At 71.6% G+C, this 26,916-nt stretch carries 21 protein-coding genes; 14 read left to right on the top strand and 7 right to left on the bottom strand.

Annotated elements, in window-relative coordinates; translation table 11 throughout:
* Positions 1-115: 115 nt before the first annotated feature.
* Positions 116-2,089, bottom strand: a complete 1,974-nt coding sequence (locus tag ACFY3L_RS24370; RefSeq protein ID WP_389328185.1) for a DUF4118 domain-containing protein — start codon at positions 2,087-2,089, stop codon at positions 116-118.
* 390 nt (positions 2,090-2,479) lie between these two features.
* On the opposite strand from ACFY3L_RS24370, the gene ACFY3L_RS24365 reads away from it, so the two are divergent.
* From ACFY3L_RS24365 to ACFY3L_RS24355, 3 genes are all read left to right on the top strand, one after another.
* Positions 2,480-2,842 (top strand): hypothetical protein, encoded by a 363-nt coding sequence (locus tag ACFY3L_RS24365; RefSeq protein WP_389328182.1) that lies wholly within the window; start codon positions 2,480-2,482, stop codon positions 2,840-2,842.
* A 138-nt stretch (positions 2,843-2,980) separates the two neighbouring features.
* A complete protein-coding gene (locus tag ACFY3L_RS24360; protein WP_389328179.1) occupies positions 2,981-6,391 on the top strand; it encodes an ATP-binding protein in 3,411 nt (1,136 codons plus the stop codon).
* 67 nt (positions 6,392-6,458) lie between these two features.
* A complete protein-coding gene (locus tag ACFY3L_RS24355; protein ID WP_389328176.1) occupies positions 6,459-7,808 on the top strand; it encodes an FAD-binding oxidoreductase in 1,350 nt (449 codons plus the stop codon).
* Positions 7,809-7,824: 16 nt separating this feature from the next.
* Here ACFY3L_RS24355 and ACFY3L_RS24350 read toward each other — a convergent pair whose 3' ends face one another.
* The 4 genes from ACFY3L_RS24350 to ACFY3L_RS24335 all read right to left on the bottom strand — a co-directional run bounded on the left by ACFY3L_RS24350 (position 7,825) and on the right by ACFY3L_RS24335 (position 15,040).
* Positions 7,825-9,744, bottom strand: a complete 1,920-nt coding sequence (locus tag ACFY3L_RS24350) for a multicopper oxidase family protein (RefSeq protein WP_389328173.1) — start codon at positions 9,742-9,744, stop codon at positions 7,825-7,827.
* 153 nt (positions 9,745-9,897) lie between these two features.
* On the bottom strand, positions 9,898-12,840 hold the full coding sequence (locus ACFY3L_RS24345) for a M36 family metallopeptidase (protein WP_389328170.1): 2,943 nt from the start codon (positions 12,838-12,840) through the stop codon (positions 9,898-9,900).
* A gap of 416 nt (positions 12,841-13,256) precedes the next feature.
* Complete coding sequence (gene dhaL, locus ACFY3L_RS24340; RefSeq protein WP_389328167.1) at positions 13,257-13,907, bottom strand: dihydroxyacetone kinase subunit DhaL; 651 nt, start codon at positions 13,905-13,907, stop codon at positions 13,257-13,259.
* Entirely contained in the window at positions 13,904-15,040 is a 1,137-nt protein-coding gene (locus ACFY3L_RS24335; protein WP_389328855.1) for a dihydroxyacetone kinase subunit DhaK, read from the bottom strand. Before ACFY3L_RS24335 ends, dhaL begins: the two co-directional genes overlap by 4 nt.
* A gap of 42 nt (positions 15,041-15,082) precedes the next feature.
* Between ACFY3L_RS24335 and ACFY3L_RS24330 the strand changes: the two genes are divergently transcribed.
* From ACFY3L_RS24330 to ACFY3L_RS24285, 10 genes are all read left to right on the top strand, one after another.
* The gene (locus ACFY3L_RS24330) at positions 15,083-16,495 is read left to right on the top strand and encodes a pyridoxal phosphate-dependent aminotransferase (RefSeq protein WP_389328164.1); all 1,413 of its coding nucleotides are present in this window, start codon (positions 15,083-15,085) and stop codon (positions 16,493-16,495) included.
* A 2-nt stretch (positions 16,496-16,497) separates the two neighbouring features.
* Positions 16,498-17,451 (top strand): ABC transporter substrate-binding protein, encoded by a 954-nt coding sequence (locus ACFY3L_RS24325; protein WP_389328161.1) that lies wholly within the window; start codon positions 16,498-16,500, stop codon positions 17,449-17,451.
* Positions 17,452-17,464: 13 nt separating this feature from the next.
* Entirely contained in the window at positions 17,465-18,415 is a 951-nt protein-coding gene (locus ACFY3L_RS24320) for an amino acid ABC transporter permease (protein ID WP_389328158.1), read from the top strand.
* Positions 18,412-19,197, top strand: a complete 786-nt coding sequence (locus ACFY3L_RS24315) for an amino acid ABC transporter ATP-binding protein (protein WP_389328155.1) — start codon at positions 18,412-18,414, stop codon at positions 19,195-19,197. The genes ACFY3L_RS24320 and ACFY3L_RS24315 overlap by 4 nt, the downstream gene beginning before the upstream one ends.
* A 51-nt stretch (positions 19,198-19,248) precedes the next feature.
* Positions 19,249-20,136, top strand: coding sequence for a dihydrodipicolinate synthase family protein (locus tag ACFY3L_RS24310; protein ID WP_389328152.1), 888 nt, complete (start codon positions 19,249-19,251; stop codon positions 20,134-20,136).
* A 46-nt stretch (positions 20,137-20,182) separates the two neighbouring features.
* Positions 20,183-20,917: a GntR family transcriptional regulator gene (locus tag ACFY3L_RS24305; RefSeq protein ID WP_389328149.1), complete on the top strand. Its 735-nt coding sequence runs from the start codon at positions 20,183-20,185 to the stop codon at positions 20,915-20,917.
* Entirely contained in the window at positions 20,827-22,254 is a 1,428-nt protein-coding gene (locus tag ACFY3L_RS24300) for an aldehyde dehydrogenase (NADP(+)) (RefSeq protein WP_389328852.1), read from the top strand. The genes ACFY3L_RS24305 and ACFY3L_RS24300 overlap by 91 nt, the downstream gene beginning before the upstream one ends.
* A 97-nt stretch (positions 22,255-22,351) precedes the next feature.
* On the top strand, positions 22,352-23,194 hold the full coding sequence (locus ACFY3L_RS24295; protein ID WP_389328146.1) for an MEDS domain-containing protein: 843 nt from the start codon (positions 22,352-22,354) through the stop codon (positions 23,192-23,194).
* Positions 23,191-24,144, top strand: coding sequence for an anti-sigma factor RsbA family regulatory protein (locus tag ACFY3L_RS24290; RefSeq protein WP_389328143.1), 954 nt, complete (start codon positions 23,191-23,193; stop codon positions 24,142-24,144). The genes ACFY3L_RS24295 and ACFY3L_RS24290 overlap by 4 nt, the downstream gene beginning before the upstream one ends.
* Positions 24,145-24,218: 74 nt before the next feature.
* On the top strand, positions 24,219-24,854 hold the full coding sequence (locus tag ACFY3L_RS24285; RefSeq protein WP_389328140.1) for a superoxide dismutase family protein: 636 nt from the start codon (positions 24,219-24,221) through the stop codon (positions 24,852-24,854).
* Positions 24,855-24,883: 29 nt separating this feature from the next.
* Here ACFY3L_RS24285 and ACFY3L_RS24280 read toward each other — a convergent pair whose 3' ends face one another.
* Positions 24,884-25,618, bottom strand: a complete 735-nt coding sequence (locus ACFY3L_RS24280; RefSeq protein ID WP_389328137.1) for a hypothetical protein — start codon at positions 25,616-25,618, stop codon at positions 24,884-24,886.
* On the opposite strand from ACFY3L_RS24280, the gene ACFY3L_RS24275 reads away from it, so the two are divergent.
* Positions 25,613-25,900 carry a CGNR zinc finger domain-containing protein gene (locus tag ACFY3L_RS24275; protein ID WP_389328134.1) on the top strand — a complete coding sequence of 96 codons (288 nt, stop codon included), beginning with the start codon at positions 25,613-25,615 and terminating at the stop codon, positions 25,898-25,900. The two genes, ACFY3L_RS24280 and ACFY3L_RS24275, sit on opposite strands and share 6 nt — an antisense overlap.
* A gap of 89 nt (positions 25,901-25,989) precedes the next feature.
* Here ACFY3L_RS24275 and ACFY3L_RS24270 read toward each other — a convergent pair whose 3' ends face one another.
* Positions 25,990-26,661: a hydrolase gene (locus ACFY3L_RS24270; RefSeq protein ID WP_389328131.1), complete on the bottom strand. Its 672-nt coding sequence runs from the start codon at positions 26,659-26,661 to the stop codon at positions 25,990-25,992.
* Positions 26,662-26,916: the final 255 nt, after the last annotated feature.

Genomic DNA, 26,916 nt, shown 5'->3' with positions numbered 1-26,916 from the left:
TTCGACCGTTGTGGCGTTGATGTGCTCTCGGGCGCGTGTTGCGACGAAAGTGGATAGAACGTGCCAACAGCGCTGAGAATCGTCATGTGTGGGCATTGAGCCGCCGGAGCGGGAGTCAGGTCCGGCGCTCGTTCGCGCCCCGAGCGCAGCCCGGCAGCGTGGCGGAAGAGCACCGCGCCGCGCGCGGTGGAGCGCCGTGGACGTCTCCGTGTTCGAGGTTTCCGTGATGGAGCGGGATCTCGGCCGTCAGGGTCGTTCCGTGCCTCGGCGGGCTGACGACGGTCAGCCGGCCGCCCAGTGCTTCGACCCGGTCCTGCAGGCCGATGAGCCCGGTGCCCAGGCTCATGTCGGCACCCCCGACGCCGTCGTCGCGGATGGACAACCGGATCGTCGTGTCGTCCGCCCTCGCGGCGACGAAGACGACGGACGCCCGGGAGTACTTGGCGGCGTTGGTCAGTGCCTCTGCCACGACGAAGTACGCGGCCACTTCGACCCGCTCGGGCAGGCGCTGCCCGATGTGCAGGTCGACCTCGGCCGGCAGCGGGTTCCTGCGGGCGAGGGCCCTGAGGGCCGGCGCGAGACCGCCCTGCGACGACAGCGCCGGGTGGATGCCGCGGCTCAGCTCGCGCAGGTTCTGGTGCATGTCGGTCAGGCCCTGCACGCCCTGGCGCAGCAGGTCGCGGACCGTGGTCAGCTCGGCCGGCACGGCGTCGGCGGCCATGCGCAGTTCCAGCGCGAGCGACACGAGCCGTTGCTGGGCACCGTCGTGCAGGTCCCGCTCGATCTTGCGGCGCGCCTCGTCGGCCGTGGTGACGAGCCGGGCGCGGGAGATGATGAGCTGGGCCCGGTTGTCGGCGTTGGCGATGGCGGTGGCGACGAGGTCGGTGAAGCCGTGGAGGCGTTCCTCGGCGTTGGCCGGTATCGGTTCCCGCCTGGAGGACATGAGGACGGTCACGCCCCACAGGTCGCCCTCGACGAGGATGGGCACGCCGACGGCGGAGTGGACCTCCATGGTGCGCTCGGCCGGCGCGATCGGGCTTGTCGCCGTCTCGTCGTCGTCCACCCGGGCATTCCGCCTGGTGTGCAGGATCGTGGCGGTGATGTTGTCTCCGGTGATGTTGACGTTCGTCGGCGGCAGCGCGTTGCCGGATTCGTCGCAGCCGGACACCCGGGTGCCGGTGCCGTCGGGCTCGTAGCGGACCAACGCCGCGGCGAAGCCGTGGAAGAGGTGGCACAGCTCCCGCGTCACCGCGGCGAACACCTCCGCCGGTGCGGCGCCGCACGCGACGAGCGTCGCCACGCGACGCAGGGCGGCCTGCTGCTCCATCAGCTCCGCGGACTCGCGCTCGCTCGCCCGCAGCGAGGTGAGGATGCGCTCCCGGTCCCGTACGGCGCGCATGACGGCCTTCAGCGACGGGAGGAGCCGAGCGCCGACGCGTTCCATTGTCGCCGGCGGGGTGCCGGCCGGCAGTCGCAGGACGCCCGGCACGGTGCCCCGGTCGTCCAGCGGAATGACGATGTCGGGTCCTTCGCGCGGCGCGTCGCCGAGCTCGATCGCCGCGCGCGGCAGGTTGAGCAGGTCCGCCAGGTGCCGCGAGGCCACGGCCAGCGCGCCGGGCACGTCGTCGCTGCTGAGCGTGGTGCGCGCCAGTTCGGCGCCGAAGTCGGCCTCGGCTCTTCGCTGGGATGCCTCGACCGCGCGCGACCGGGCCAGATCGGCGATGCCGCTGATGAGGATCGCGGCGACCATGAACACGACGACCTGACGCAGGTCACGCCGCAGCGTGAGATGGAGCCCGGCCGGCGCGACCAGGAAGTAGTTGTAGGCGATGGTACTGACCGCCGCCGTCGCGACACCCGCCGTCGCGCCCCAGACGGTCGCCATGATGAGAACGCCGAGCAGATAGATCTCGCCGCTCTGGCCGGTGCCGGCGGCCGGGCGCAGCGCGAGCAGCACCAACGTCTCGACCGCGATCAGCATCACGGCGACCGGGATTCCCAGCGGTGCCGGCGGCGGGGCCGTCGGCAGCAGCCGCGCGAACGTCGCCCGCACCCGGCTGGCGACACTTGGCTCGCGGTCCAGCGCCACCGAGACCGGATACCGCGCACCGCGGCGGTCCGCATCGCCCCGCCACCGGCTTGCACGTTGAAACATGGCCTTCGCCTCTCTGCGACGCCCCGTCCAAACGTACGCCGCGCGGATTGAACGGTGGCCGGGGATGTGGCCGGGGATATGGTGCGTTCGGTGTGGTTTGGCGGCTGTTCGGGGTGGTATCAGACCAGTTGGTCCAGAAGAGGAGGGGCCATGTTTCATCGAATCGGCCTTGCGCTCAGTGCCGCCGTGCTCACCGCAGCGGGTGTGGCCGGTGTACCGGTGGCGGCGAGCGCCCAACCCACCCCGGCCCCACCTGGCGGTGGTGTCGCGACCACAGCACCCAGTCCGGGTCCGACAGCAGGCGAGCAGCGGCAACACGGGGACATGCTCAGGGGCGTCGAGCACGGCGAGGGCACCGTCCAGACCAAGAACGGACTGGTGCACGTGGCCATGCAGAAGGGCACGCTCACGTCCATCTCGGAGTCGTCGGTCACCGTGAAGTCGGCCGACGGCTGGACCAGGACGTGGACGCTCGGCAGCGACCTGCGGGTCTTCGAGAGCCGGCACACACTGCAACCTGGTGTTCTGAAGGCCGGCTCGAACGTCACCATCGCCGGCACGACCAGCGGCACGGGTGACAGCGAGACCTACACCGCCCGGTTCGTGCGGCTGCACGAGCACGGCGGCATGCAGCCGTCGGCCCCGGCGACACCGCCGGCCGGAACGCCATCACCAACTGGCATGTAACGCCACCCACGCGTCGTCGTCGGCGACCGCCCGCCTTCGACCAGGGCCTCAGGTGAGGCGCGGCGTCGTCCGTCTGGAGCTGGTTCGGGGATCGCTCGGCCGATCTGCCGGGTCGCTGAGACGGCTATCGTGGCGTCGGTGACGCGGCTCGACTTTCGAATCCTGGGCCCGATCGAGGCGCGGACGCGGGACGACGAGCCGATCGAGCTCGGCGCCCGCAAACAGCGCGCGGTGCTGGCGATGCTCCTGCTCGAGCCGGGCCGCGTGGTTTCGGCTGACCGCATCGTCGAAGGGCTGTGGGCCGGCGAGGCGCCGGCGAGCGCCACCGGCACCATGCAGGCGTACGTCTCGCAGCTGCGCCGCGCCCTGGAGCCGGACCGGCCGCCGCGCACGCCGCCGGCGGTGCTGCTCACCCGGGATCCGGGCTACCTGCTGGCGGTCGACGGCGAGCAGGTCGACGCGGTCCGCTTCGCCGCCCGCGCCGAGGCCGCTCGCCAGGCCCTCGGCCGCAGCGACCTGGTCGCGGCCGAGCGGGTGCTGGGCGAGGCGCTGGGCGAGTGGCGCGGCGAGGCGCTGGCCGACCTCGCCGACGAGGCGTTCGCCGCCGCGGCCGTGACGCACCTGCACGAGCTGCGTGACGCCGCGCGGGAGGACCTGGTCGACGTCTGGCTCGGCACCGGCCGCAACGGGGCGGCGATCGCGGAGGCGCAGGCGATGCTGGACCGCCGGCCGTTCCGCGAGAGGTCGTGGGGGCAGCTGATGCTCGCGCTGTACCGCGAAGGCCGGCAGGCGGACGCCCTGGCCGCGTTCCGCCGGGCCCGCGCGCTGCTCGACGAGGAGCTCGGGCTGCCGCCCGGGCCGGAGCTGCGCGCGCTGGAGGCGACGATCCTGCGCCACGATCCGTCCCTGGCGCCGTCGCCGGCGCGGGTGGCCCTGACCGTCACCGGGGCCGCGGCGCCGGCCCGGCGTGCGGCTGAGGCCGCGGCGCCGGCAGGGCGGCAGGCCGCCGAGCCGCTCGTGGGGCGCAGCGGCGAGGTGCGTCACGTCACCGAGCGCATCGAGCTGGCCCGGGGCGGGGCCGGCGGTGTACTGCTCGTCGCCGGCGAGGCAGGGCTGGGCAAGACCCGCCTGGCCGAGCGCGCGGCCGAGCTCGGCGGCGAGTCCGGGCTCGACGTGGCATGGAGCCGGTGCGTCGAGGCGAGCGCCACGCCGGCCTTCTGGCCGTGGACGCAGGTGCTGCGCGCCCTGCCGGAGACCGACGCCGTGCGGGACCTGCTCGACGTGCTCACCGGGCGGGGCGAGAACCGCTGGCGCGCCGAGGACCCGGACACTGCCCTGTTCCACCTGCATGAGGCGGTGGCCGACGTCCTGCGCACGCACGCCGCCGCGCGGGCGCTGCTCATCGTCATCGACGACCTGCACGTCGCCGACGCCTCGTCGCTGCAACTGCTGGCGCACCTCGCACCGGCGCTGCACAGGCTGCCGATCCTGGTGCTCGCCACGCTGCGCCCGGAGTCGGCCGACGCCGGCCCGGCGCTGCGCGAGACGCTGGCGCTGCTGGCCAATGAGCGCGGCGCCGAACGGCTGCGGCTGGGCGCGCTGACCGCTGACGACATCGCCGAGTACACGGCCGGCTTCGCGCCAGGGTACCGGGACCGGTCCGGCGGCACGGTCGCGGCCGCGCTGCTGGAGCGCACCGGCGGTAACCCGTTCTACCTCAAGGAACTGCTGCGGCTGCTGGAGAGCGAGCACCCCGGCGGGTGGGGCAGCGCGCAGGCGGTTGCCGGGACCGGCGTGCCGGAGAGGGTGCGGGACGTCATCACCCGGCGCCTGTCACGGCTGCCGGAGCGCACCCGCGCGCTGCTGGAGACCGCCGCGGTGATCGGGCGGGACGTGGACCCGCTCCTGCTGGAGGCGGCCACCGAGGAGCGGGGGGAGGACGTCATGGCGGACCTCGAGCCGGCGGTCGAAGCGAGCGTACTGCTGGAGGTGCCGGAGGGCTGGGACTACCGCTTCTCCCACGCCCTCGTGCGGGACACGGTCTACGGCGGGCTGAGCCGCCTGCGGCGGGCGCGGCTGCACCGGCAGGTCGGCGAGGCGCTGGAGGCGTTCGACCGCCCGGACGACCCGGAACTGCTCGGCCGCCTGGTGCATCACTTCACGATGGCCGCGCGGCTGGGTGTCGCGGAGCGCGCGGTGCGGTACGCGACCCGGGCCGCCGAGGTGGCGATGGCGCAGCTGGCCTACGAGCAGGCCGCCCGGTACCTCGAGTCCGCCCTCGGCGCCCTGGACCCGACCCGCCCGGGTGCCGCCGCGCAGCGGTGCCGCCTGCTGGTGGACCTCGGCGTCGCGCGGCGGGCCGCGGGCGATGTGGCAGGCACCCGCGCCGTGCTCGACGAGGCGCTGACGCTGGCTCGCCAGCTCGGCGACGACGAGCTGGCGATGGACGCCGCGACGCTGTTCGGCGGGGTGACCCTGTGGTTGTGGCGGCCATACCTGACCGTCGACGAGCGGATGATCGGCATCCTGCGCGAACAGCTGGACCGGCTGGACCCGAACGACCGCTACCGGCGCGCGGTGCTGCTCGGCACGCTCGCCGTCGAGCTCTACCACAGCCCCGACCGTGAAGCCGGCGAGGCCCACGCCGCGGAGGCGGTGCGGCTGGCGCGCGAGCTCGGCGACCCCGAGCTGCTGACGCGCACGCTGAACAACTTCTGGCACGTCGCGTGGGTGCCGCAGCGCGACCGGGAACGCCGCGCCACGGTCGACGAGCTGCTGACGATCGCGTCGCTGCCACACACCGTCGAGGTGACCGCACGGCTGCACCGGATGATGACCGAGGTGATCGCGGGCGACATCGCGGGGTTCGACGCCGACCTCGCCCGCTGCGTGCGGCTGGCCGAGGACATCCGCACGCCGGTACTGCCGGCGCAGGTGCGGTATGCGCAGGCCGGTCGCGCGATGCTGGCCGGCCGCTGGGCGGAGGGCGAACGGCTCGTGGGCGAGGCGTACGCGCTGCAGGAGCACACCAGTCTGTGGGGCACGCAGTGGATCCGGCTGGCGTTGCTGTACACCAGCCGGCGCTTCCAGGGCCGCCCGGGCGAGCTGCGCGACGAGCTGGTGCGCTGCGCCGATGAGCCGCAGTACGAGCTGCTGCGCCCGACCGCCGTGCTGGCCGCCTGCGAGTCCGGCGACGAGAACCTGGCCCGGTCGCTGGTCGAGCGTTGGGGCACGGCGCGGGAGCAGCTGTGGGGCTGGGAGTTCGTGGCGTTCCAGTGGGCCCTGATCGCAGCACGCCTCGGCACGCCCGACCCGCGCGAGCTGTACGACGAGATCGCCCCCTTCGCCGACCGGTGCTGCACCGTCGGCAGCGGATGCGCCACCTGGGGCTCGATGCACTTCGTCCTCGCCGAGCTGGCGGCCCGGCTCGGCGACCGCGACGCGGCGCTGGACCACGCCCGATCGGCCCGCGCCGCCCACGAGCGGCTCGGCGCGGCACACCTGATCGCGGCCAGCGACGCGCAGCTGGCGACCCTAGAGAAGCACTAGCGGCGCCCAAGCGCCGACGAGCCGCGATCCAACCACGGGCCAAGCGGGCTCCGGCACCGTACCCGGCATGACCATCGCACTCACTGATCTCCCGGTCACGGCCGGGCCCGTCTTCGTTCCCGGCGACGAGGGCTACGCGGCCGAGGTCGCGTCCTGGAACGTCGCCACCCACCACGAGCCGCTCGTCGTCGTCGGTGCCACCAGCGCGCAGGACGTCGCGGCCGCGGTGCGCTGGGCCGGCACCAACGGCCTGCCGGTCGCGGTCCAGGCGACCGGGCACGGCGCGGTGCGCCCGGTGACCGGCGGCCTGCTCGTCACCACCGGCCGGATGACCGCCGTTTCCGTCGACCCGGTGACGCGCACCGCCCGCGCGGCCGCCGGCGTGCGCTGGAAGCAGGTCGTCGAGGCGGCCGCGGCACACGGCCTCGCGCCGCTGAACGGCTCGTCGACGCACGTCGGCGTCGTCGGCTACACGCTCGGCGGCGGCGCCGGGCCCCTCGGACGCCGGTACGGCTTCGCCGCCGACCACGTCCGCTCCGTCGAGATCGTCACCGCGGACGGCGCGTTGCGCACCGTCGACGCCGACCACGAGGCCGACCTGTTCTGGGCGGTCCGCGGCGGCAAGGGCAACTTCGGCATCGTGACCGAGATCGAATTCGGGCTGTTCGAGGTCGCCGGGTTCTTCGGCGGCGGCATCTACTTCCCGGGCAGCCACGCCGCCGACGTCCTGTACGCGTACCGGGCGTGGACGGCCGGGCTGCCGGAGGAGATGAGCACGTCGGTGGCCCTGCTGCGGCTGCCGCCCCTGCCGCAGTTGCCCGAGCCGCTACGCGGCGCGTACGTGGCGCACCTGCGAGTGGCGTACCTCGGCACACCCGAGGACGGCGCCGCGCTCCTCGCCCCGATGCGTGCCGCGGCGCCCGCGATCATCGACGACGTGTCATGGCTGCCGTACTCGGCCGTCGACGCCGTGCACCAGGACCCGGTCGACCCGGTCCCGTCCCGCGAGCGCGGCGTGCTGCTGAACGAGCTGACCGCGCAGACCGTCGACCACGTGCTGGCGGTCGCCGGCCCTCAGGTGGACGTACCGCTGATGATGGTGGAGATCCGGCACCTCGGCGGCGCGTTCGCGCGGACGCCCACCATCCCCAACGCCGTGAGCGGCCGCGGCGCGCAGTACTCACTGTTCGCCATCGGGCTCGGCCTGCCCGAGCTGGCGCCGGTCGTGGACGAGGTCACCGCCCGGCTGCTCGCCGTGGAGACGATGCCGGGCGGCCTCATGAACTTCTCCGGCCACGCCGGTCCGGAGGCGCTGCTGGCCAACTGGGCGACCGCCGACCGGGACCGGCTGCTGCGCATCAAGCGCTCCTACGACCCGACGAACGTCTTCTCCAGCGGCCAGGCGCTGGTCGGCTGAGCCGGGCCGCAGCGGTTCACTCCGGATGGTTCGGCGTGCCGGAGCCGGTCAGGAACGGGCTGGTGACCCCGGTGTAGCCGAGGTGGAGGATCATGCCGTTCGCGGCGTGTTCGAGGTCGTGACAGTGGTCCATCCACAGGCCGGGGTTGTCGGCGCGGAACGCCACCCGGTACGTCTCGCCAGGTCCGACGTCCAGGGTGTCCACCCACCACGGGCTGCCGGTGGTGGCCCGGCCGTCGCGGGACAGCACCAGCATGTGGTGGCCGTGCAGGTGCATCGGGTGGTGCTGGCCGCTGCGGTTGACGTAGGTCACCTCGACCAGGTCGCCGCCGGCGACCATGAGCATCGGCACGTCCGGGAACGAGGCGCCGTTCAGGGTGTACCGCACCGCCGGGCGGCCGTCGTAGAAGCCGAGCCGCTCGTCGACGCGCAGGACGAACCGCCGGTCGAAGCGGCTGTCCGCCGCGAACGGGGTGGCGGTCCGGGCACCGTAGCGGGCCGGGTCCAGCAGCGCCGGCTCCGGCGCCGCACGGTCCGGCCCAGCATCGCCGCGCGGGCTGTAGACGATGCCCGGCCCGTCCGCGCGCAGCGTCACCGGGGCGTCGGGCATCGTGAACTCCACGTCGTAGCGGGCGCCGCCGCCGACGAGGATCCGGGCCCCGGGCAGCACGCCCGGCTCGTGCACGTCGGTGCCGTCGATCGCCACGACGCGCACCGGCGCGCCGGTCACGGCGAACGTGGCGGGCTTGCCGTCGGTGTTGACCAGCCGCAGCCGCACCGGCCGCCCGACCGGCACCGACCGCCGTTGCACGCCGGCGGCCAGGCCGAGCGTCGCCACCCCGTCCTCGTCGCCCCAGGTGTGCCGCAGCACCGTCTCGTCGACCGCGTCCTGCTGCGCCGGCGCGTCACGGGGCAGCACGACCAGGGCGCCGAACAGGCCGCGCCGGACCTGCACGGAGGACATCTCATGGGAGTGGTACCAGTAGGTGCCGGCCCGCGATGCCCGGAAGCGGTAGACGAAGCTGGCTCCGGGCGCGACCGCGTCCTGCGTCACCCCGGCCACCCCGTCCATGGCGTTCGGCACGTCGACGCCGTGCCAATGCACGGTCACCCCGACCCCGGGCAGCCGGTTGACCAGCGTCACCTCCACCAGGTCGCCGTGCCGGACCACCAGCTGAGGGCCGGGCGTGACACCGTCGAACGTCCACGCCGCCACCCGTGCGCCGGAGTCCAGCCGTACCGTGGCCTCCTGCGCCGTCAGCGTGAACCGGCGCACGGTCGCGTCGCCTGAATCCGCACCGGTCAGCTCGGTCACGCTGATCCCGCCCGGGTGCCGGTGCCCCGCCGCGGTGCCGCCGCCGTCGTCCACGGCGCCGCCGGTCATGCTGCTGCGTGCCGGCAGCGCGCTGGCCGTCGAGAGGGCCACCGTCGCCGCGGCCACCGACGCGACACCGGCGGCCGCCCGCACCGCTGCCCGCCACCGCCCGGCCCGTGCCGGCGCAGGACGGCGCGGCAGCCTCCGGTACGCATAGCCCAGCATCGAAGCCGCGATGATCGCGCCGCCGGCGGCTGCCGCCGGGCCCACCCCGGCCAGCAGCGCCATGGCGGCCACCGACACGGTGCCCGCGGCGCCGGCCACCGCGCCTGCTCCACCCGACCACCGGCCGGGGCGCCGCCAGGCGAGGTACGTCGTCGCCGCCACCAGCAGCGCAGGCACCACCCACACGAGCCGCGGCCCGGCGAACTCCCACCCCCAGCGCAGCAGCACCACCCCGGCCGCGAGCCGCAGCACGGCCGTGCCGAGCAGCACCGTGAACGCCGCGACCGACGTCCGTGACGGGTCTCGCCTTCCCGTCGCGGCCCACCACGCCACCACCGCGACCGGCAGTTGCACCAACGCGATCACCATGTCGGCGTAGTGCACCCACAGAAACATCCGAACCCCCTCTACCCGGCACGATATGCGCAGCACCCGCACCGTCGCGGCAGCGCCTGCCCGCGCCCACCGGTGGGCAGGCCGTCAGAGCCCCGCCGGATCACGCGCGCGGGCCCCGCCGGACGACGCCGACGGGGCCCTGGACGGTGCCGGCTACTGCTCCGGCGTGATCTTGCCGCTGGAGCCGAAGACCTGCACCTCGGCGATGCGGACCTCGTTGCGGAACTGGCTGTTGGCAGCGCAGTCCGTGTTCGCCCGCGGGTCGTTGTCCTGCTCACCGGCGTACAACGGGTTGCCCGTGCACTGGCTGGTCAGCACGACCACGCGGACGTGCGTGGCCAGCGTCGGGTGGATCTCGAAGGCGCGCAGGTTCAGCTGCGGCGCCACCGGACGCCAGGCGCCGCCCGGGAAGGCGTCGTCGGCGCTGCGGTACGCCTCCGTGTAGCTGGAGTCCTTGCTGCAGTCAGCCTTCGTGGCGTCGCAGGTGAGGACCGCGAACGAACGCAGCGCGCTGAACCGGTTCTGGTTCGCCGTGCTGGCGTCGACGTCGCCCCGCAGCGCCGGGCGCAGCATGGCGCTGACGTTGAGCGACTGGACGTTGACCGGCTTGTCGCCGGCCAGGTCGATCGTGACCTGCTTGCCGGCCACGCCGTTCACCGATGCCCAGTTGGTGCCCTCGGTCTCGTCGTTGACCTTGTCGAGGTTGACGCCGTCGCCGGACGCCACCGCGCCGAGCGCCGAGGAGGCCACGTTCTGCGGCAGCTTCAGCTTCAGGTCCTGCGCCTTGCCGGGCTTGAAGGAAGCGGTGAACTTCTGGCTGCCCCAGCCCTTGCCGTTGACCACGAAGTGGAACTCGGTGTTGGGCAGGATCTGGAACGTGTCCGGCAGCGGGGTCGACGGGTCGGTGTCGGCCACCGGCGTCACCCGCGCCTCGTAGTCGCCGACGTACAGCGTGACGTTCGCGCCCGAGGAGCCGGCCATCGTCCGCAGGCTCACCGTCGCGTTGTCGGCGTAAGGCGAGTGGAAGCTCGGCGTCGGGTCGGTGTCCGACGACGTGCCCGTCGCGCCCTCACCCAGACCGGACTCGGCGAACGCCTTCCAGATGATGTCCTGGTTGGCCCCGCCGAAGCGGACCAGGTCCGCGGCCAGCATGTTGTCGCGCATGCTGATCATGGTGGCTCCGCTGGCCGCCTGCAGCAGGTACGAGTCGAACATCAGCTGGATCCAGCGCCGGTTGCCGGGGCAGGAGGCGGCGTCGACGGCACCGTCGGCGCACTTCTGCTGCAGCTCGGGCGTGCCCAGGCCGTAGCGGTTGACGAACTCCTGCCGCACCCGAAGGTTGGTGGCCACCCAGATCTCGCCGTCGGCGTGCACCTCGGGGCCGACCAGGTCGAACCCGAAGTCCGAGTAGTTCAGCGGGCTCTTGCTGGCGTCGTAGTCGCGGATGCCCTCGTGCACGTTGCCGGTGACGTACGCACCGGTGACGAACGGGGTGTCGCCGGCGGCGCGCAGGCCGTTCTCGAACAGGTACTCGGCCGCCACCAGGTCGCCCCAGCCCTCGCCCATCGAGCCACCCTGCGTGCCGGTGATCCCGTTGTTCGGGCCGGCGATCATGCGGTTGGTGATCGCGTGGGTGTACTCGTGGCCGATGACCGTCATGTCGTAGTCGCCGTCGACGCACGGCGGGTACGCCGAGCCGGCCACGGGCTGCCACAGGTACATGTTGGTCGTCGGCGCCTGGCCGTCGCGGCCGGTGCTCTGGTTGGCGTTGTTGCGGCTGCCGCTGAGGGCACCGGACTGCGCGCGGCCCTGCTCCGGGTCGTTACCCAGGCCGCCGGGCTGGATGTTGACGACCTGCATGTTCCACGTGGCCTCGGTGAAGCCCAGGTGGTAGCTGAAGTCGTGCATCCGGTTGTGCATGGCGAACAGGTTCGCCACGGCCGCGTCGCCGTCGTTGCGACCGGCCGAGGTGAACACCTCGGGGTTGCACTTGGCCTCGTGCCACGCGTCGGTGAACTGGTAGTTGTAGTTGCGGTCCGTCCGGGTCGCCGCCGGGAAGGCCGCGACGCCGCCGCCCCACTGCACCACGTTGTTGGCCGAGTTGCCCGACGAGGTGAACGTCGGCTGGCCGGTCAGCTGGTTGACGTCCCAGGCCTTGCCCGACGCGGCGTCCTTCACGGGCTTGATGCAGTTGGCCGCCGGGGTGAAGCACCAGGTCACCCGCGGGTCCGTGCCCGCCGGGAGCGTCGTCGGCGCGGTCGCCGGGAAGACGGCCCAGGTCGGGTTGTCGGAGTCGAAGTCGACCATGTCCTCGCGGACCAGGATGCCGCCTGTGCGCGCGTCGACGAAGGTCGTGTACGCCGTCGGGTTGTCGGCGTCGGTGGAGACCAGGCTCACCTGGTAGGCGGCGCGCACCCCGTCCTCGGGAGTGGGCACGCCGACCTCGAGGACGTCGGGCTCGCTGACCTGACCGGCCGTGAGCCCGGCGTCGGCCAGCGCGGCGGCGACGGCGTCGGCCGCCGACAGCGTCGCCGGCTCCGGCGCGGCGGTGTCCCGCGTCAGCGACGACGTGACCCGCACGACGTTGCCCTTGTCGATCAGGATCGACACGAGCCCGTCGTGGCCGGCCGGCAGGTCGCCGAAGCGCTGGCGCAGCAGCACGACATCGCCGGTGCCGAGCTTCTGGACCAGCAGGGGCTCCATCGCCGCGACGGCCGGGGCGTCCAGCGCGTACAGGTCCTGGTTGTCGAGCAGGTACTGGCGGGCCGCGGCGACCGGGTCGCCGTTCAGGCCGGTGGCCAGGGCCTTGTCCGGGCCGACGGCCTCGGGCTCACCGAGCGAGTTCCAGCGGATCTTCGCGGCGCCGACACGGTCGGCGGCCGCCTTCTGCTTCGCGGTCGGCGCCTTGCCGCCGCGGCGGTTGTCGACGTCGCGCGGGCCGTGCCCGTCGACGTCATGGGCTTTTCCGGGGTTGGGCTTGGGATCGGCAGCGGCGGGCGCGGCGGTCACCGCGCTCGTCGCCACGACGGCGGCGGCAGTGAACGCGGCTAGCGTCCTGCCCCGCCAGCGCCTGGGGTTCAACCCAGATGTGCGCACGATCGGTTCTCCTCTGGTTGATGGGGGCGCGTGTTGCTTCATGGGGGCGCCAGTGGATCTCGTACGGCCTATCACGATCCCTTGCAGGGACACCAGGTTGCGCGCGGTCCGGTCCACAATGGACAACATGAGAATGGCTCGCGGGTGCCGGCGGTCGTCGCGGCGCTTCGGGCGACAACGGGCAATTCGATCAACGGGCGCGCCCGGCGATTTACCGGCATTTCCGGACACATTCGATTTGTGCGAATGTTTATCAGGCGCAATGACCGACATTCGGCACATCCCGATGATCGGCGACCATCCGCGCCGCAAATTGCATGATGCCACATGGCAAAGCGACAGTTGTCACGCTCATGGCCCGCAAAAAAGGGAGGAGCACGAAGTGCTCCTCCCTTTTCGTACGGGCCCGGCTCGGGTCAGCCGGTTGTCGCGCCGTTCGCCGGCGTGACCACGTCCGCGGCGGACAGGGTCGTCGAGCCTGGTTCGGCCGCTTCCGCGACCTCCCTGACGAGCAGGGCGATGCCGATCGCACCGGGGTCCGGGGCTCCGACCGCCCGCTCGCCGACGTAGCTGGCGCGTCCCCGCCGGGCGGTCAGCGTGGCGGTCCGGTGGGCGCCCTCCGAGGCCGCGGCCGCCGCTTCGGCGAGCGATCCGCCGGCCTTGAGGGTCGCTACGGCCGGGAACAGTGCGTCGACCAGCGTCCGGTCCCCGGGGGCGGCCTCGCCGACCCGCTGGATGGCGTCGAGGCCCGAGGACAGGCCCTGGGCCACCGCCTGCGCGGACATGGAATCGCCGCAGGCCACCGCGAGCTGGGCGAAGAGCAGGCCGAGGAGGGGGCCGCTGGTCCCACCGACCTCGTCCAGGAACACGGCGGCCGCGGCCTGCAGAGGCTCCTCCGTGCCGCGCGTGAGCCGGGAGACCACCGCGGCCATGCCGTCGCGGAGGTTGTCGCCGAAGTCGCCGTCACCGGAGGCGAGATCGTAGGCGGTGAGTTCGGCGTGGAACTGGGCGGAGCGGTCGGCCAGGGCATGCAGGAACCGGCCCTGTGCGGTGTCTGGATTCGTCACGCGAACCTTCCGTTGAACGTCGGCGTCGAGCACGGTGCGTGCCAGAGTGCTGCGGTTTCGTCGTCGGCACGGGTCAGGGTCAGCGAGAATCCCGGCATGTCGAGGGCGGGCACGTAGGTGCCCACGAGGCGCCCGACGACGCGCTGCCCCCTCTTGTCGAGGACGTCACACAGGTGCTCGTAGATGGCGAACAGCTCCAGTTGCGTCGTCCCGCCGAGTCCGTTGACGACGGCGATCAGGTCGTCCGGCCCGTCCGGCAGCCCGGCCAGGAGCTGATCGGTCATCCGGAAGACGAGAGGGGCCAAGGCCGGCCGGTCAGCGACTTCCGGAGCCCGCTCGCCGTGGATCCCCACGCCGTACTCGAGCATGCCGTCCGGGACGGCGAACGCCTCCGCTCCGGTCTGAGGTGAGGTCAGACCGCCCGAGGCGACCGCCAGGCTGCGTGACCGGCCCGCGACGCGCTGGCCCAGCGCCATCAGTGAGCGCAGGTCGTCGCCGCGATCGGCGGCCGCGCCGAGCACCTTCTCGACCACGACGGTCGCCCCGGTGCCGCGACGTCCGGTCGCTGTCTGATCGCTCTCCGTCGCCAGGTCGTCGTCGATCAGGACGCGGCCGACCTCGATGCCCTCTGCCCGCAGGCGCTCGGCGGCGATGCCGAAGTTGATCCGGTCGCCCGTGTAGTTCTTGACGATGTGCAGGACGCCGCCGGGCAGCGCCGCACGCCGGCTGGCTTCGAGAATCTGGCTGTTGTGCGGGGAGGCGAAGATCCGGCCGGGGGCCACGGCGTCGAGCATGCCGACGCCGATGAAGCCGCTGTGGAGCGGCTCGTGACCGGACCCGCCTCCGGAGACCAGCCCCACCTGCCGCCTTGGATCGCGGTGGAGCCCGACCAGGCAGACGGGGTCGTTGACCAGCTGGACCAAGTCCGAGTTGGCCCTTGCGAAGCCGGCGAGGGATGCGGCGAGCGCCGTCGGCTCGCCCTGGATGAAGGATCGGCTCATCAGTCTCCTCATGCTGAGAGCGGTCGCGTCCGCGCGGTCTCCCAGTAAGCGCGCGTCGGCAAGACCTGGGGACAGGATGGCAAACGATATGCCACAACTGAAGTCTTGCATCTGATGTATCACATGTGGCATGCTCACGAACTACATCGACCGGCGAAGGACCCCTTCGACGAGGTGTACGTGTCACTGGCGCGCCGGCACAACCAGATGCGGCGCCAGATCGAGCGGTCGACGCGCCACCAGCAGCGAACCCTCAGCGCGCGGGGCCATGGGTCCAACTGGGCCCGATCAAGCACGCAGTCGTGCCGGCCCCGGAACATCCGAGAGCGAGCAATCGAAATTGAATCGAGTCACTCCTATGGGGAAACTGTGAAGCCAGAGAGCGCAGGGTTCTCGCCGCTGGCGCTGCGCACCCCGCGGTCGGGAATTCGCGAAGTGCTCGAGGTCGCGCTGACCCTCCCCGATGTCAGCCACCTCGAAATCGGAGAGCCTGCGTTCGCGACGCCGCAGCACGTCGTCGACGCGGCCTGCCAGGCCCTGCGGGACGGATGGACCAAGTACACGTCCAACGAGGGCGTGCCCGCGCTTCGTGAGGCATTGGCGGCGAAGGTGACCCGGGTGAACGGGATTCCAGCCGAAGCGTCGCAGATGATCGTCACGACCGGAGCCGTGGAGGGCCTCTACGCCTCGCTGTTCGCCCTCTGCGACGAGGGCGACGAGATTCTCCTGCCCGACCCCGGCTGGTCCAACTACCTGAGCATGGCTCATCTGATCCGGGCGCGGGCCGTGGGCTACTCCCTGGTGGAGGCCAACGGATACCTTCCCGACCCCGACGAGATCGAGTCGCTCATCACGCCGAGGACCAAGGTACTGCTCCTGAACTCCCCGTCGAACCCGGTCGGCACGATCATCGACCGCACCCTCATGCAGCGTCTTCTCGAGGTGGCCGATCGTCATGGCCTGTGGGTGATCTCCGACGAGTGCTACGACCAGCTCTCCTTCACGGACGGCTTCGTCTCGGCGGCCGCGGTCGCCGACAACGGCCGGATCATCACCGCACACAGCTTCTCGAAGACCTACGCCATGACCGGCTGGCGGATCGGGTACCTGACGCTGCCTCCCGGGGTCGCCGGGCTCGTGGCGAAGATCCACGAACCGATCGTCAGCTGTGTCAGCTCGGTCGGGCAGGCGGCCGCCCTCGCGGCGCTGACGGGGCCACAGGACTTCATCGCGGAGTCCGTCGGCGCCTACCTGCGCAACCGTGATCTCGTGATCGCCGACCTCCGGGGCTTCGGGCTCGAGCCGGCGGTGGTCCCCAGCGGGGCCTTCTACGTCTGGCTCAAGGTCCCGGGCGTCGAGGGCGGATCGAAGCGGCTCGCACTCGACCTGCTGCGAGAGGCGCGCGTGGCGACCGCCCCCGGCACCGCGTTCGGCGTGAACGGCGACGACTACCTGCGGATCTCGTTCGGCGGGACCCGTGACGACGTCCGCACCGGAGTCGCCCGCCTCGGTGAATACCTCTCAAGCGTCCAAGCTTCCCGCCGCCACGGTCCAGTGGGCGTCGGCCCGGCAAGAGAAAGCGCATGATCATGAATCTCAGGAAAGCCATCGCGGCCGCTCCCGTGGCCATGTTGTTGCTCGTCGGCTCGCTCGCGGCCTGTAGCGACGCGAACGAGATCCCTGGAGCCGCGAGCAGCGACTCCGCCACCTCGACCCAGAACGCCGGACCGCAGCAGCGGGGCGCCGCCATCGCGGCCGCGGTCTCGAAGGACGCGCAGGCGTCGGCGAAGCTGCCGGGCGGCCTCACGAAGATCACGGTGGGATCGAACCTCCAGTCGCCCCCGGCGACGTTCCTGGCCGCGGACGGGAAGACTCCCGTCGGCTTCGAGGTGGACCTCATCAACGCGGTGGGCAAGCGCCTCGGCGTGGAGGTGTCGATCCAGAACATGCAGTTCGACACGCTGATCTCGAGCCTGCAGTCGAAGCGCGTCGACCTCACGATCGCCTCGATGAACGACAACAAGACCCGCGAGAAGGCGATCGACTTCGTCACCTACTTCAACTCGGGCATGTCGATCATGGTCAAGAAGGGGAACCCCTCGCAGATCAAGGGCCCTGAGGACCTGTGCGGCAAGAAGGTGAACATGGCCCCGGGGTCCTCGCAGGAGGCGTGGGTCAACCAGGTGAACCCCACCCTCTGCAAGGGGAAGGACCCGATCGCCGCCATCCCGAACACCTCGGACCAGCAGCGCCTCAACGACCTGAAGCTCGGACGCGTCGACGCGCAGCTCAATGACCTGCCGAACGTCAGCTACATCGCCCAGACCTCCGGCAACGGCAACGACTTCGAGGCGGTGGCCGCGCCTCCGATCAACGGAGCGCCCTACGGCATCGGCTTCAACAAGGAGTCCATCCAGCTGCGTGACGCGACCCAGGCGGCCGTCCAGTCGCTGATCGACGACGGTACGTACGCCAAGATCCTGGACGTCTGGGGCGTCGCCGACGGTGCGCTGAAGAACTCGCAGATCAATGCAGGCTCCTAACCTGAAGGCTCCTGTGAGCGGCGGCCTCGTCGACGAGGCCGGCGAGCATGCTCCCCGCCAAACCGTGCGTCGCAGGCACCCGTGGCGCTGGGTCACGGGCGCCCTGATCATCGCGATCCTCGCCCTCGTCGTCGCCGGACTGGCGGGGGCGCGGATCGACTGGGCCGGCGTGGGGATCTACCTGCGCAGTCCGATCTTCATCCAGGCGATGTGGGCGACGGTCGTGCTCGCCGTCGTGTCCCAGGTGATCGCTGTGGTGCTGGGCGTCGTGCTCGCCGTCCTGCGCATCTCGCCGAACCCCGTGGCGAGCTCGGCGGCCGCGTTTTTCATCTGGATCTTCCGCGGCGTCCCGGTGCTGCTGCAGATCCTCGTCTGGTACAACCTTGCCCTGATCATCCCCCGGATCGCGGTGGGTATCCCGGGCACGGACGTGATGTTGATCGACCGGTCGACGAACGACGTCATGACGCCCTTCGTCGCCGCGATCCTCGGCCTGGCGCTCAATGAGGCCGCGTACATGGCCGAGATCGTCCGCGGCGGCATCAAGAGCGTCGACGCGGGTCAGATCGAGGCGGCGGGCGCGCTCGGGATGTCCCCGGGCCGGACGATGCGCAGGGTGATCCTGCCCCAGGCGATGCGCGTCATCATCCCGCCGACGGGCAACGACTTCATCAACATGCTCAAGACGACGTCGCTCGCCTCGGTCATCACGTACCCGGAGCTGCTGCGTGCCGCGCAGAACGTCTCCGCGGTGAACCTGCAGGTGATGGAGACGCTCTTCGCGGACGCGTTCTGGTACATGGTCATCGTCAGCATCACGAGCGTGCTGCAGCACTTCGTGGAGCGCAGGTTCGACGCCACGGTGGGGCGCCAGTCGGGTTCGGCCTCACTAAAGTCGATCATGCGCAGTGTCGTCCGGCCACCGTTCATGCGGGGGCGGGCGCCGAGGGAGGTGACCGAGTGACTGCCGCGAATCCCAGGCCACTCGTCTCGATCCGCGGTGTCGAAAAGTCGTTCGGCGCCGTGCGGGTGCTGCAGGGCATCGACCTGGACGTCCAGCGTGGCGAGGTGGTGTGCCTGCTGGGAGCCTCCGGCGCCGGAAAGAGCACGCTCCTGCGAGCCGTCAACCACCTGGAGAGCATCGATGCCGGAGAGATCTGGGTCGACGGCGAGCTGATCGGCTACGAGCCACACGGATCCGTGTACCGGGAGCTGACCCCCGCGCAGGCCGCCCGGCAGCGCATCCCCATCGGCATGGTGTTCCAGCGATTCAACCTCTTCGCTCACCTCAACGTCGTGGAGAACATCATCGAGGCGCCCTGCGGCGTGCTCGGCGAAGACCGGGGCACGGCCCGTGCGCGCGCCGTGGAGCTGCTCGAACGAGTCGGCCTCACGGACAAGCAGAAGGCCTACCCGGCCCAGCTCTCGGGCGGGCAGCAGCAGCGGGTGGCGATCGCACGCGCGCTGGCGATGCGACCGAAGCTCATGCTCTTCGACGAGCCGACGTCCGCGCTGGACCCGGAGCTGGTCGGTGAGGTCCTGAAGGTGATGCTCGACCTCGCGGCCGACGGCATGACCATGATCGTGGTCACCCACGAGATGTCGTTCGCGCGTCAAGCGGCGGACCGGGTCATCTTCATGCACGACGGGCGGGTCATCGAACAAGGCCCGCCTGAGCAGTTCTTCACGAATCCGAGTCATGACCGGACAAAGCAGTTCTTGCGGAGCATCCGTCACGCCGACTGACGAGACGGCAGTCCCCTGCAGCCAATACGACGAGAACAGGAAACGTACTTCATGGGCAACATCGATCTGCACGGCATGATCTCCACCGTCGTCACGCCATTCGACGAGAACGACGAGGTCAACTACGACCTCCTTCGCCAGGACGTCCGCTACCTCCTGCAGCAGGGGATCACGGCCATCTGCGCGTGCGGCAGCACGGGCGAGGGCCAGACACTCTCGCTCGAGGAGAGCAGGGAGATCTGCCGGGTCGTCGTCGAGGAGGTCAACGGCCGGATTCCGGTCGTCGGCGGCATCATCCAGAACTCCACGGCCCAGGCGATCCGCTACGGCAAGGCTCTCAAGGAGGTCGGCGTCGACGTCCTCCAGGTGACGCCGGTCCACTACGTCTTCGCCCCCTCCGCGGACGAGACGGTGGCCCACTTCAAGGCGATCGCCGACGAGGTGGGGCTGCCGATCATCCTCTACAACGTCGTCCCGTGGTCGCTCGTGCCGGTGGAGACGGTGGAGAAGCTCACGGCGCTTCCCGAGGTCATCGCCATCAAGCAGTCGGGCGGGGACATCCACCTGCTCGCCCAGCTCCTCAACCGCGTCCGTGACCGGATCAAGGTCCTGGCCGCCCTCGACGACCTGCACTACCCGGCCTTCGTCATGGGTGCCCACGGGGCCCTCGCGGCGATCCCCACGGTGACGCCCGCGCTGAGCGTCGAACTGTGGAACGCCGTGCAGGAAGGCGACCACGCGCGGGCGCTGGAGCTGCACGAGCGGATCCTCACCGTCTGGACGGCCATCGACGGCCCCAACCTGCCGGCGCGGATCAAGGCGGCCCTCGACCTGCAGGGCCGGCCCGTGGGGTTCCCCCGCATGCCGTTCAAGCCGGCCACCGAGGAGGAGCGCGAAAGCATTCGTGTTGCACTCGTGTCGGCCGGAGTGGTCGGCTAGGATGACGCGCTTGCACAGCGCCAGATGATCGAGTGGGGTTACCGGGATGGCGGGGAACAAGGCGATGACACATCGGGTTGTGGTCGAGTCCCTTTCGGACCAGCTCTACCGAGTCGTTTGTGATCGCATCGTCACCGGCGCATATCCGCCCGGCAGCCGTCTCGACCCATTGGCCATTGCGAATGAGTTCGGCGTGTCCCGCACCCCTGTGCGGGACACGCTGGCCATGCTGGAGCGTGACCGGCTGGTCGAGACCCGTCCCCGTTCAGGCACGTACGTGGCGCAGCCGACCATCGACGACGTCATCGAAGTATGCGACGTCCGCAAGGGCATTGAATGGGTCGCGACGTTCATCGCGACGGAGCGCATGCCGATGGACCAGATCGAGAAGCTCCGTGAGGAGACGGCCAAGGCCATCGAGGCGGCAGAACAGGGCGATTTCGAGCCGTTCTTCCTGAGCGACACGCATTTCCACCGGGGAATCATCGAGGCGACCGCGAATGCGCGGCTGATGCAGGTCCGGTCGTCCATCGAGCCCTTCGGTCAATGGCTGCGCGTGATCGGTGCCACGGGCACGCACCGGGTCGCCGACACGCTGGGCACCCACTTGAAGATCCTTGAAGCGATGGCCCTCCGCGATGCTGCCGCCGCGGCCGAAGCGGCCGCGATCCACCTCGACGAGGTGAAGGCCTGGACCATCGAAGACATGACGTCGCTGGGGTTGCAGCACACCACCCCGCAGACAACAGCAAGAACCGGAGCATCAAGATTAGCGACCTAGAAATTGCCCTGTCCGCCGCGGCCGCGTGTGCCGGGGCGGCCGGGAACGCGACACCGCACGAACGGGCGAATTGGCTTCGGGCAGCAGCCGACCGGCTGGAAGGCGATCGCGACAGGCTCATCGAACTTGCCCGGACCGAGACCCGACTCGACCACGGCCGGCTGTCCGGCGAACTCACCCGCACGGTGTTTCAGGCGCGGCTCTTCGCCGATGAACTCGAGGCCGGAAACCTCACCCGCGAAACGGCGGATCCGGCGGACCCGGACTGGGGACCCCCACCACGCCCGGCGCTGACGCGTCGATGGGTGGCCATCGGTCCCGTCGCCGTGTTCGCGGCCAGCAACTTCCCGTTCGCCTTCAGCGTCTTCGGCGGTGACACGGTGAGCGCGCTGGCGGCCGGCTGCCCCGTCGTCGTCAAGGCCCACCCCGGCCATCCAGAGCTGTCGCGTGCCGTGGCGCGCGAAGTGATGTCGGCGCTCACCGCCGCCGGGGCGCCACAGGGAACCCTGTCGCTCGTCGAGGGCATCGAGACCGGCAGGGCACTCGTGGCCGATCCGCGGATCAAGGCGGTCGGCTTCACCGGCTCACAGGCGGGCGGCCGGGCGCTCTTCGACATCGCGGTCGGGCGTGCGGACCCGATCCCCTTCTACGGTGAACTCGGCGCGACGAACCCGGTGGTCGTCACACCCGACGGATGGCGCGACCGCCGGCATGAGATCGTCGCCGGCTTCGCGGCCTCGTTCACGCTGAGCGCGGGGCAGTTCTGCACCAAGCCGGGAGTGCTGTTCGTCCCCGGCACGGACGACTTCGTGAAGTCGATGCCGGAGGTCTTCCCCGGGCCGATGCTCAACCCGCAGATCGAGGAGCGGTTCCACGACGCCGTCACCGAGCTGGCCGCCATGCCCGGCGTCGCTCAGCTGTGGCAGGGGCCCGAGACGGGGGACGGCCCGAGGGCCGAGCTGTACGGGCTGTCCGGGGCGGATGCCCTGGCCGACCCGAGCCCCCTGATGCACGAGTGCTTCGGCCCCGCCGCGTTGCTGGTCGAGTACTCGTCCCTGGACCAGCTGAGCGAGCTCCTCGATCGGCTCTCCGGCACGCTCACCGCCACGATCCAGGCCGGCGACTCCGACGATGTCGCCCGGACCTGTGTCGCGCCCCTGGCGGCCATCGCCGGACGGGTCATCTGGAACCAGTGGCCCACGGGCGTCGCCGTGACCCACGCGCAACAGCACGGAGGCCCCTGGCCGGCAACCACGGCCCCGTTGTCGACCTCCGTCGGCACGGCGGCGATCCAGCGGTTCCTGCGGCCCGTGGCGTTCCAGAACTTCCCCTTCTGACCGTCAGCAGCGCGCGGCGCCGGAGGCTCATGGACCCCGCGGTTCGGCGGTTTCCGGCGCTTGGGCGCGCTGAGCTGGGCGCGTGTACTGTGGGGCGATGCGCCGGACCGGGTTTGTCGACGCGGTCGAAGGCCTCAGCAGCCACGATCACATGTGCTGGGTGTTCGGCACACCCGACGAGTTCCGTTCGGTCGCGGGGCGCTTCCTGGCCGACGGGCTGGCCGGCGGGCAGCGGGTGCTCTTCAGCGCCGACTGGGCCGGCGGTGGCGACCTCGACGGGATCGACGGTTTCGCCGCCGCGCGCAGGGACGGCGCGGCGCAGGTGCGGGACCTCAGCGGCTACGGCGGTGCGGCGCTGATCGACCCGGACCTGCAGGTCAGGACGTATGCGGAGGCCACCGGGCAGGCGCTCGCCGACGGTTTCACCGGGCTGCGCGTCGCCGCCGACGTGACGCCGCTGGTCGCCTCCGTGGCGGCACGCGCCGCGTTCGCCCGGTACGAGTTCCTGGTCGACGGTTACATGGCGCGGCACCCGATGTCGGCGATGTGCGGATACAACCGCGGCGAGCTGGACGAGCACGCAGTGGTCGAGCTGGCCGGGATGCACCCGCTCGCCCCGCCGTCCTCGACGCCGCTGCGGCTGTTCGCCGCCGACCCGCGCGTCACCGGCGCCACGGCTGTCCTTGCCGGTGAGGTCGACGTCACCGGACACGCACAGTTGCGGACCGCGTTGGACCGTGCCCGTCTCGCCCCGGGCGGCGGCACCGTCACCATCGACGCGCGCGAGCTCACCTTCATCGACCATCGGGGGCTGGCCTGCATCGCCGACCACGTCCGTGACCGGGGCGCCACGACGGAGCTGCTCGTCGGCCGGCGCAGTCCGGTGCTGATGCTGGCAGGCCTGCTGGGGCGCGACGACCTGCGGGTCGTGGTCGCATGAGGACAGGACCCGCGACCGGGCATGACGGGATCTTCCACGAAGCCGCGTTCTACGCCTCCGACGAGGAGTTCCTCGCGGTGGTGCTGCCGTTCCTGACGGATGGTGTGGCCGCCGGCGAGCCGACCGTCTCCATCTTCGGCGAGCACCGTCAGCGGCTGCTCCGCTCCGTGCTCGGCACCGGCAGCGGCGTCGTGTTCATCGACGGCACTCACCACTACCGGCGCCCGGCCGCCGCGATCCGGCGCCACCGCGACATGCTCGCCGACTACGTCGCGGCCGGCGCGACACAGATCCGGATCACCGGTGACGTGCCGCACCCGGGCGTCGGGGTGCCGTGGGAGTGGTGGGCCCGTTACGAGGCCATCGTCAACGAGGTTTACGACGAGTTCCCGATGTACGGCTTGTGCCCGTACGACACCCGCACCGCGCCGCCGGAGGTCCTCGACGACGTCCGCCGCACGCACACCCATGTCGTGACGCCGGGAGGGCAGCGGCAGCGCAGCACCACCTACCACGACCCGAAGGCGTTCCTCGCCACCGCGGTCAGGATGTGGACCGACCCGGTCGAGGCCGGCCCGCCCGCCTGCGAGCTGGCCGACCCGATGCCCGCTCAGGCCCGCGCGGCGATCGCCGACCTGCAACGCATCGCCGTGCTCGGCGACGACGACCTCAACGGCCTCGTCATGAGCGTCAGCGAGGTGGTCACCAACGCGCTCATCCACGGCCGCCCGCCGGTGTGCATGCGCGCGTGGGTGCGGCCGGGCCGGATCGTCGTCACGGTCACCGACAGCGGTCCAGGACCGGCCGACCCGGCGGCGGGGCTGATGCCCGCGGGTGGGCCGGGCGGGCTCGGCCTGTGGCTGGCACACCAGATGTGCGCCTACGTGTCCCTGCGGCGCGGGCCGGACGGTTTCACCATCCGCCTCATCGCCGAGGACTCGGCGGACTGACCGGTCCGTCGCACCTTCGGGTGTTTTGCCCGGTGGCGGCGGTTTTCGTGGCAAACGACGCGTATGACTGAGCCATGCGTCGTCGTGCCGTCCTCGTGCTGCCTGCCCTGGTGCTCCTTCCGGCCGTGCTCGCCGGGTGCGGCGACGACGCCCGGGACGACGCCGTGCCCGCCGTCTCGGCACCGGCCGGCGCCGTTGCCCCGACAGGCGGCGGGACCGCCGGGGCGACGGCGACCGGAACGTTCGCGCCGTACGCCGCCGGTGCCACCGCCGTCACCTATGATCCCGCGCTGGTCCCGCCCGGCGCGGTGGCCACTGTCACGCTGAGCCCGGCGGGGAGCGGCACCACGGTGCGGCTCGCGGTGACCAGGCTCCAACCCGGCCGCGGCTACGGCGCCCACCTGCACGTCAAGCCGTGCGGCCCCACCGGCGACGCGGCCGGGCCGCACTACCAGCACCATCCCGACCCGGCCGCCTCGGCCTCACCGCCGTCGGTCGACCCGAGCTACGCCAACCCGGCCAACGAGGTCTGGCTGGACTTCACGACCGACGGCAGCGGTGACGCCACGACCACCGCCACCCAGCCGTGGACGTTCGACCCTGCCCGCGCGCCCCGTTCGGTGATCATCCACGCGCAACCCACCAAGACCGCTCCGGGTGTCGCCGGCACCGCCGGTGCCCGGCTCGGCTGCCTCACGCTTCCCGGCTGACGTCACGACGCCACCCAGGCGAGGACCCCCTACTGCCGCTCGACGCCCGGCAGCGGCAGCACGGAACCAAGGTCCTCGTCGGGACCGGTCCACTGGGTGTCGCGCTCGAGCATCCCGGTCAGCCGCTCGACCTCCGGTAGCAGCCGCGCCGCGAACACGATCTCGCCGAGGCCCACGCACGCGGCGGCGACGACGAGGCCGGTCGTCGGGGCGACGGCGACCGCCATCGCGGCGACCAGGCCGCACAGGGCCCGCATCCGCAGGCAGCCGCGGGCGGGGCTGGGGAACTTCGGCGCGGCGCCGGCGTCGGCGGCGGCCGCGACACCGAAGGCGAGGCTGATCGCCGCGACCGCCACCGTCGGGTCGTACGCCGGCAGCTGGACCACGATCACGCCGGCCACCGCCAGCAGCGCGGCACCGGCCTGGATCAGGCGGGACCCGCCGTACCGGGCGCGGAGCAGCTGCCCGCCGCCGAACCGGCCGAGCGCGACGAACAGCAGCCACGAGCCGGCAGCGGCGGCGCCGAGCATCCGTACCGGCGACGGCCACAGCGCCGCGAGGGCGGCGAGCAGCAGGCCCAGCACGCCGAAGCTCGTCACCGCCCACCAGCCGAGCACACCGTTCAGCGGGCGGGCCTGGCGCCCCGCGGTGCGGAGCCAGTCACGGGCCTGTCGCGGCGCCGCCCGGAGGGCGGCACGGCTCGGAGCCCGGAGGGCGGCACGGATGTGGTGGGCGTCGGCGTCGGCTACGACGGAGGGATGCATGAGCCGCCTCCTTCGGTCGGGGTCGGCTACCTCGTACCCGCCGCGGGGGTCGGTCGAACGCGGGTACAGCCACCATCGTCGCTGGAGCCGGTGGCGTCGGTCACCAGATCCCGGGGCACGACACCCGAACGGGACCGTGCCGCCGGGAGGTCAGGCCGTTGCGAGAGCCCCGCCTGCTGCCTGTTCTTCGTGCAGCACCATCCACGCCGGCGCTACTGCCACGAGTCCTGCGCCCACCGGGACCGGCAGGCCAGGTACTACCGCCGCCGCTCACCGGCCTGAAGGCGGCCGGCGTACACCTCCCGGCGACGCCGGGCGGCCCGTTCGGCAGGGCCGCCCAGTCGCCGCCGCAGGCACGGAATGTGGCTCGGTCACCGCGCGCCCACGGGGACCTGGAGCCGCTTGCCGCGCCCGCGCATCTCCTCGTACCAGCCCCAGTCCTCGTTCTGGTCGATGACGGTCTGCAGGAAGCCCTCGACCGTCTCCGTGCGGGCCCAGTCCCGCTGGAGTTCACACGCCACCGAGTTCCACGTCGTGGGCTGGGCGCCGGCATGGTTGATGCGCTCGAGCGCGTTCTCGTGCGCCTCGATCGTGGTGCCGCCGAGCGCGTCGACCACCGGGAACACCTGGTATCCCTCGTTGAGCGCGTCCAGGCTCGGGAACAGCAGGCACGCTTCCGTCCACAGTGCGCACATGATCAGCTTCCGGCGCCCCGTGGCCTTCACCGCCTCCAGGAATTCCTTGTCCTCCCACGCGTTGATCTGCGTCCGGTCGTACGAGGGAACGTCGGCGATCTCGTTTCTCAGCTGCGGGATCGTGTCCGGGTTCACGCCGGACTTCACGTTGACGGTCGAGAGGATGGTCGGCACGTCGAACACCCGGGCGAGGCGCGCGAGTGCGATGACGTTGTTGACCATCCGCCCCGTGTTCATGGACCGGACCGTGTAGATCTGCGGCGGCTGGTAGTCGATGATCACGAGGGCCGCGTTCCCCGGGGTCAGCAGGTGGTCCTTTGCCGGGTCACGCTTGGGCAGGCTTGCCATGGCGTCCTCCTAGCTGTGGGCGAGCCGGAAACCGGCTGGTCCGCCTTTCGCATGTGGTTGCCTCTGTCGTTCTGATCCGACCCGCTCGCAGGTACCCGCACCCTTCTGGATCATGCGGCGACATCTCGCCGCAGTCGGCGGCGACGCCAGAGCCGGCTGACGGTGCCGGAGGCCTGAGTGACAGGTACCCGACTCGCCGTATCTCCGGGCGTCGTGTCCCCGTCATTCGGCGGCTGACACGAACGGCCGCGTGCC

The organism is Dactylosporangium sp. NPDC000521, from assembly GCF_042898305.1.
Lineage (GTDB): Bacteria > Actinomycetota > Actinomycetes > Mycobacteriales > Micromonosporaceae > Dactylosporangium.
This window is presented reverse-complemented; position numbering and strand designations above follow the sequence as displayed.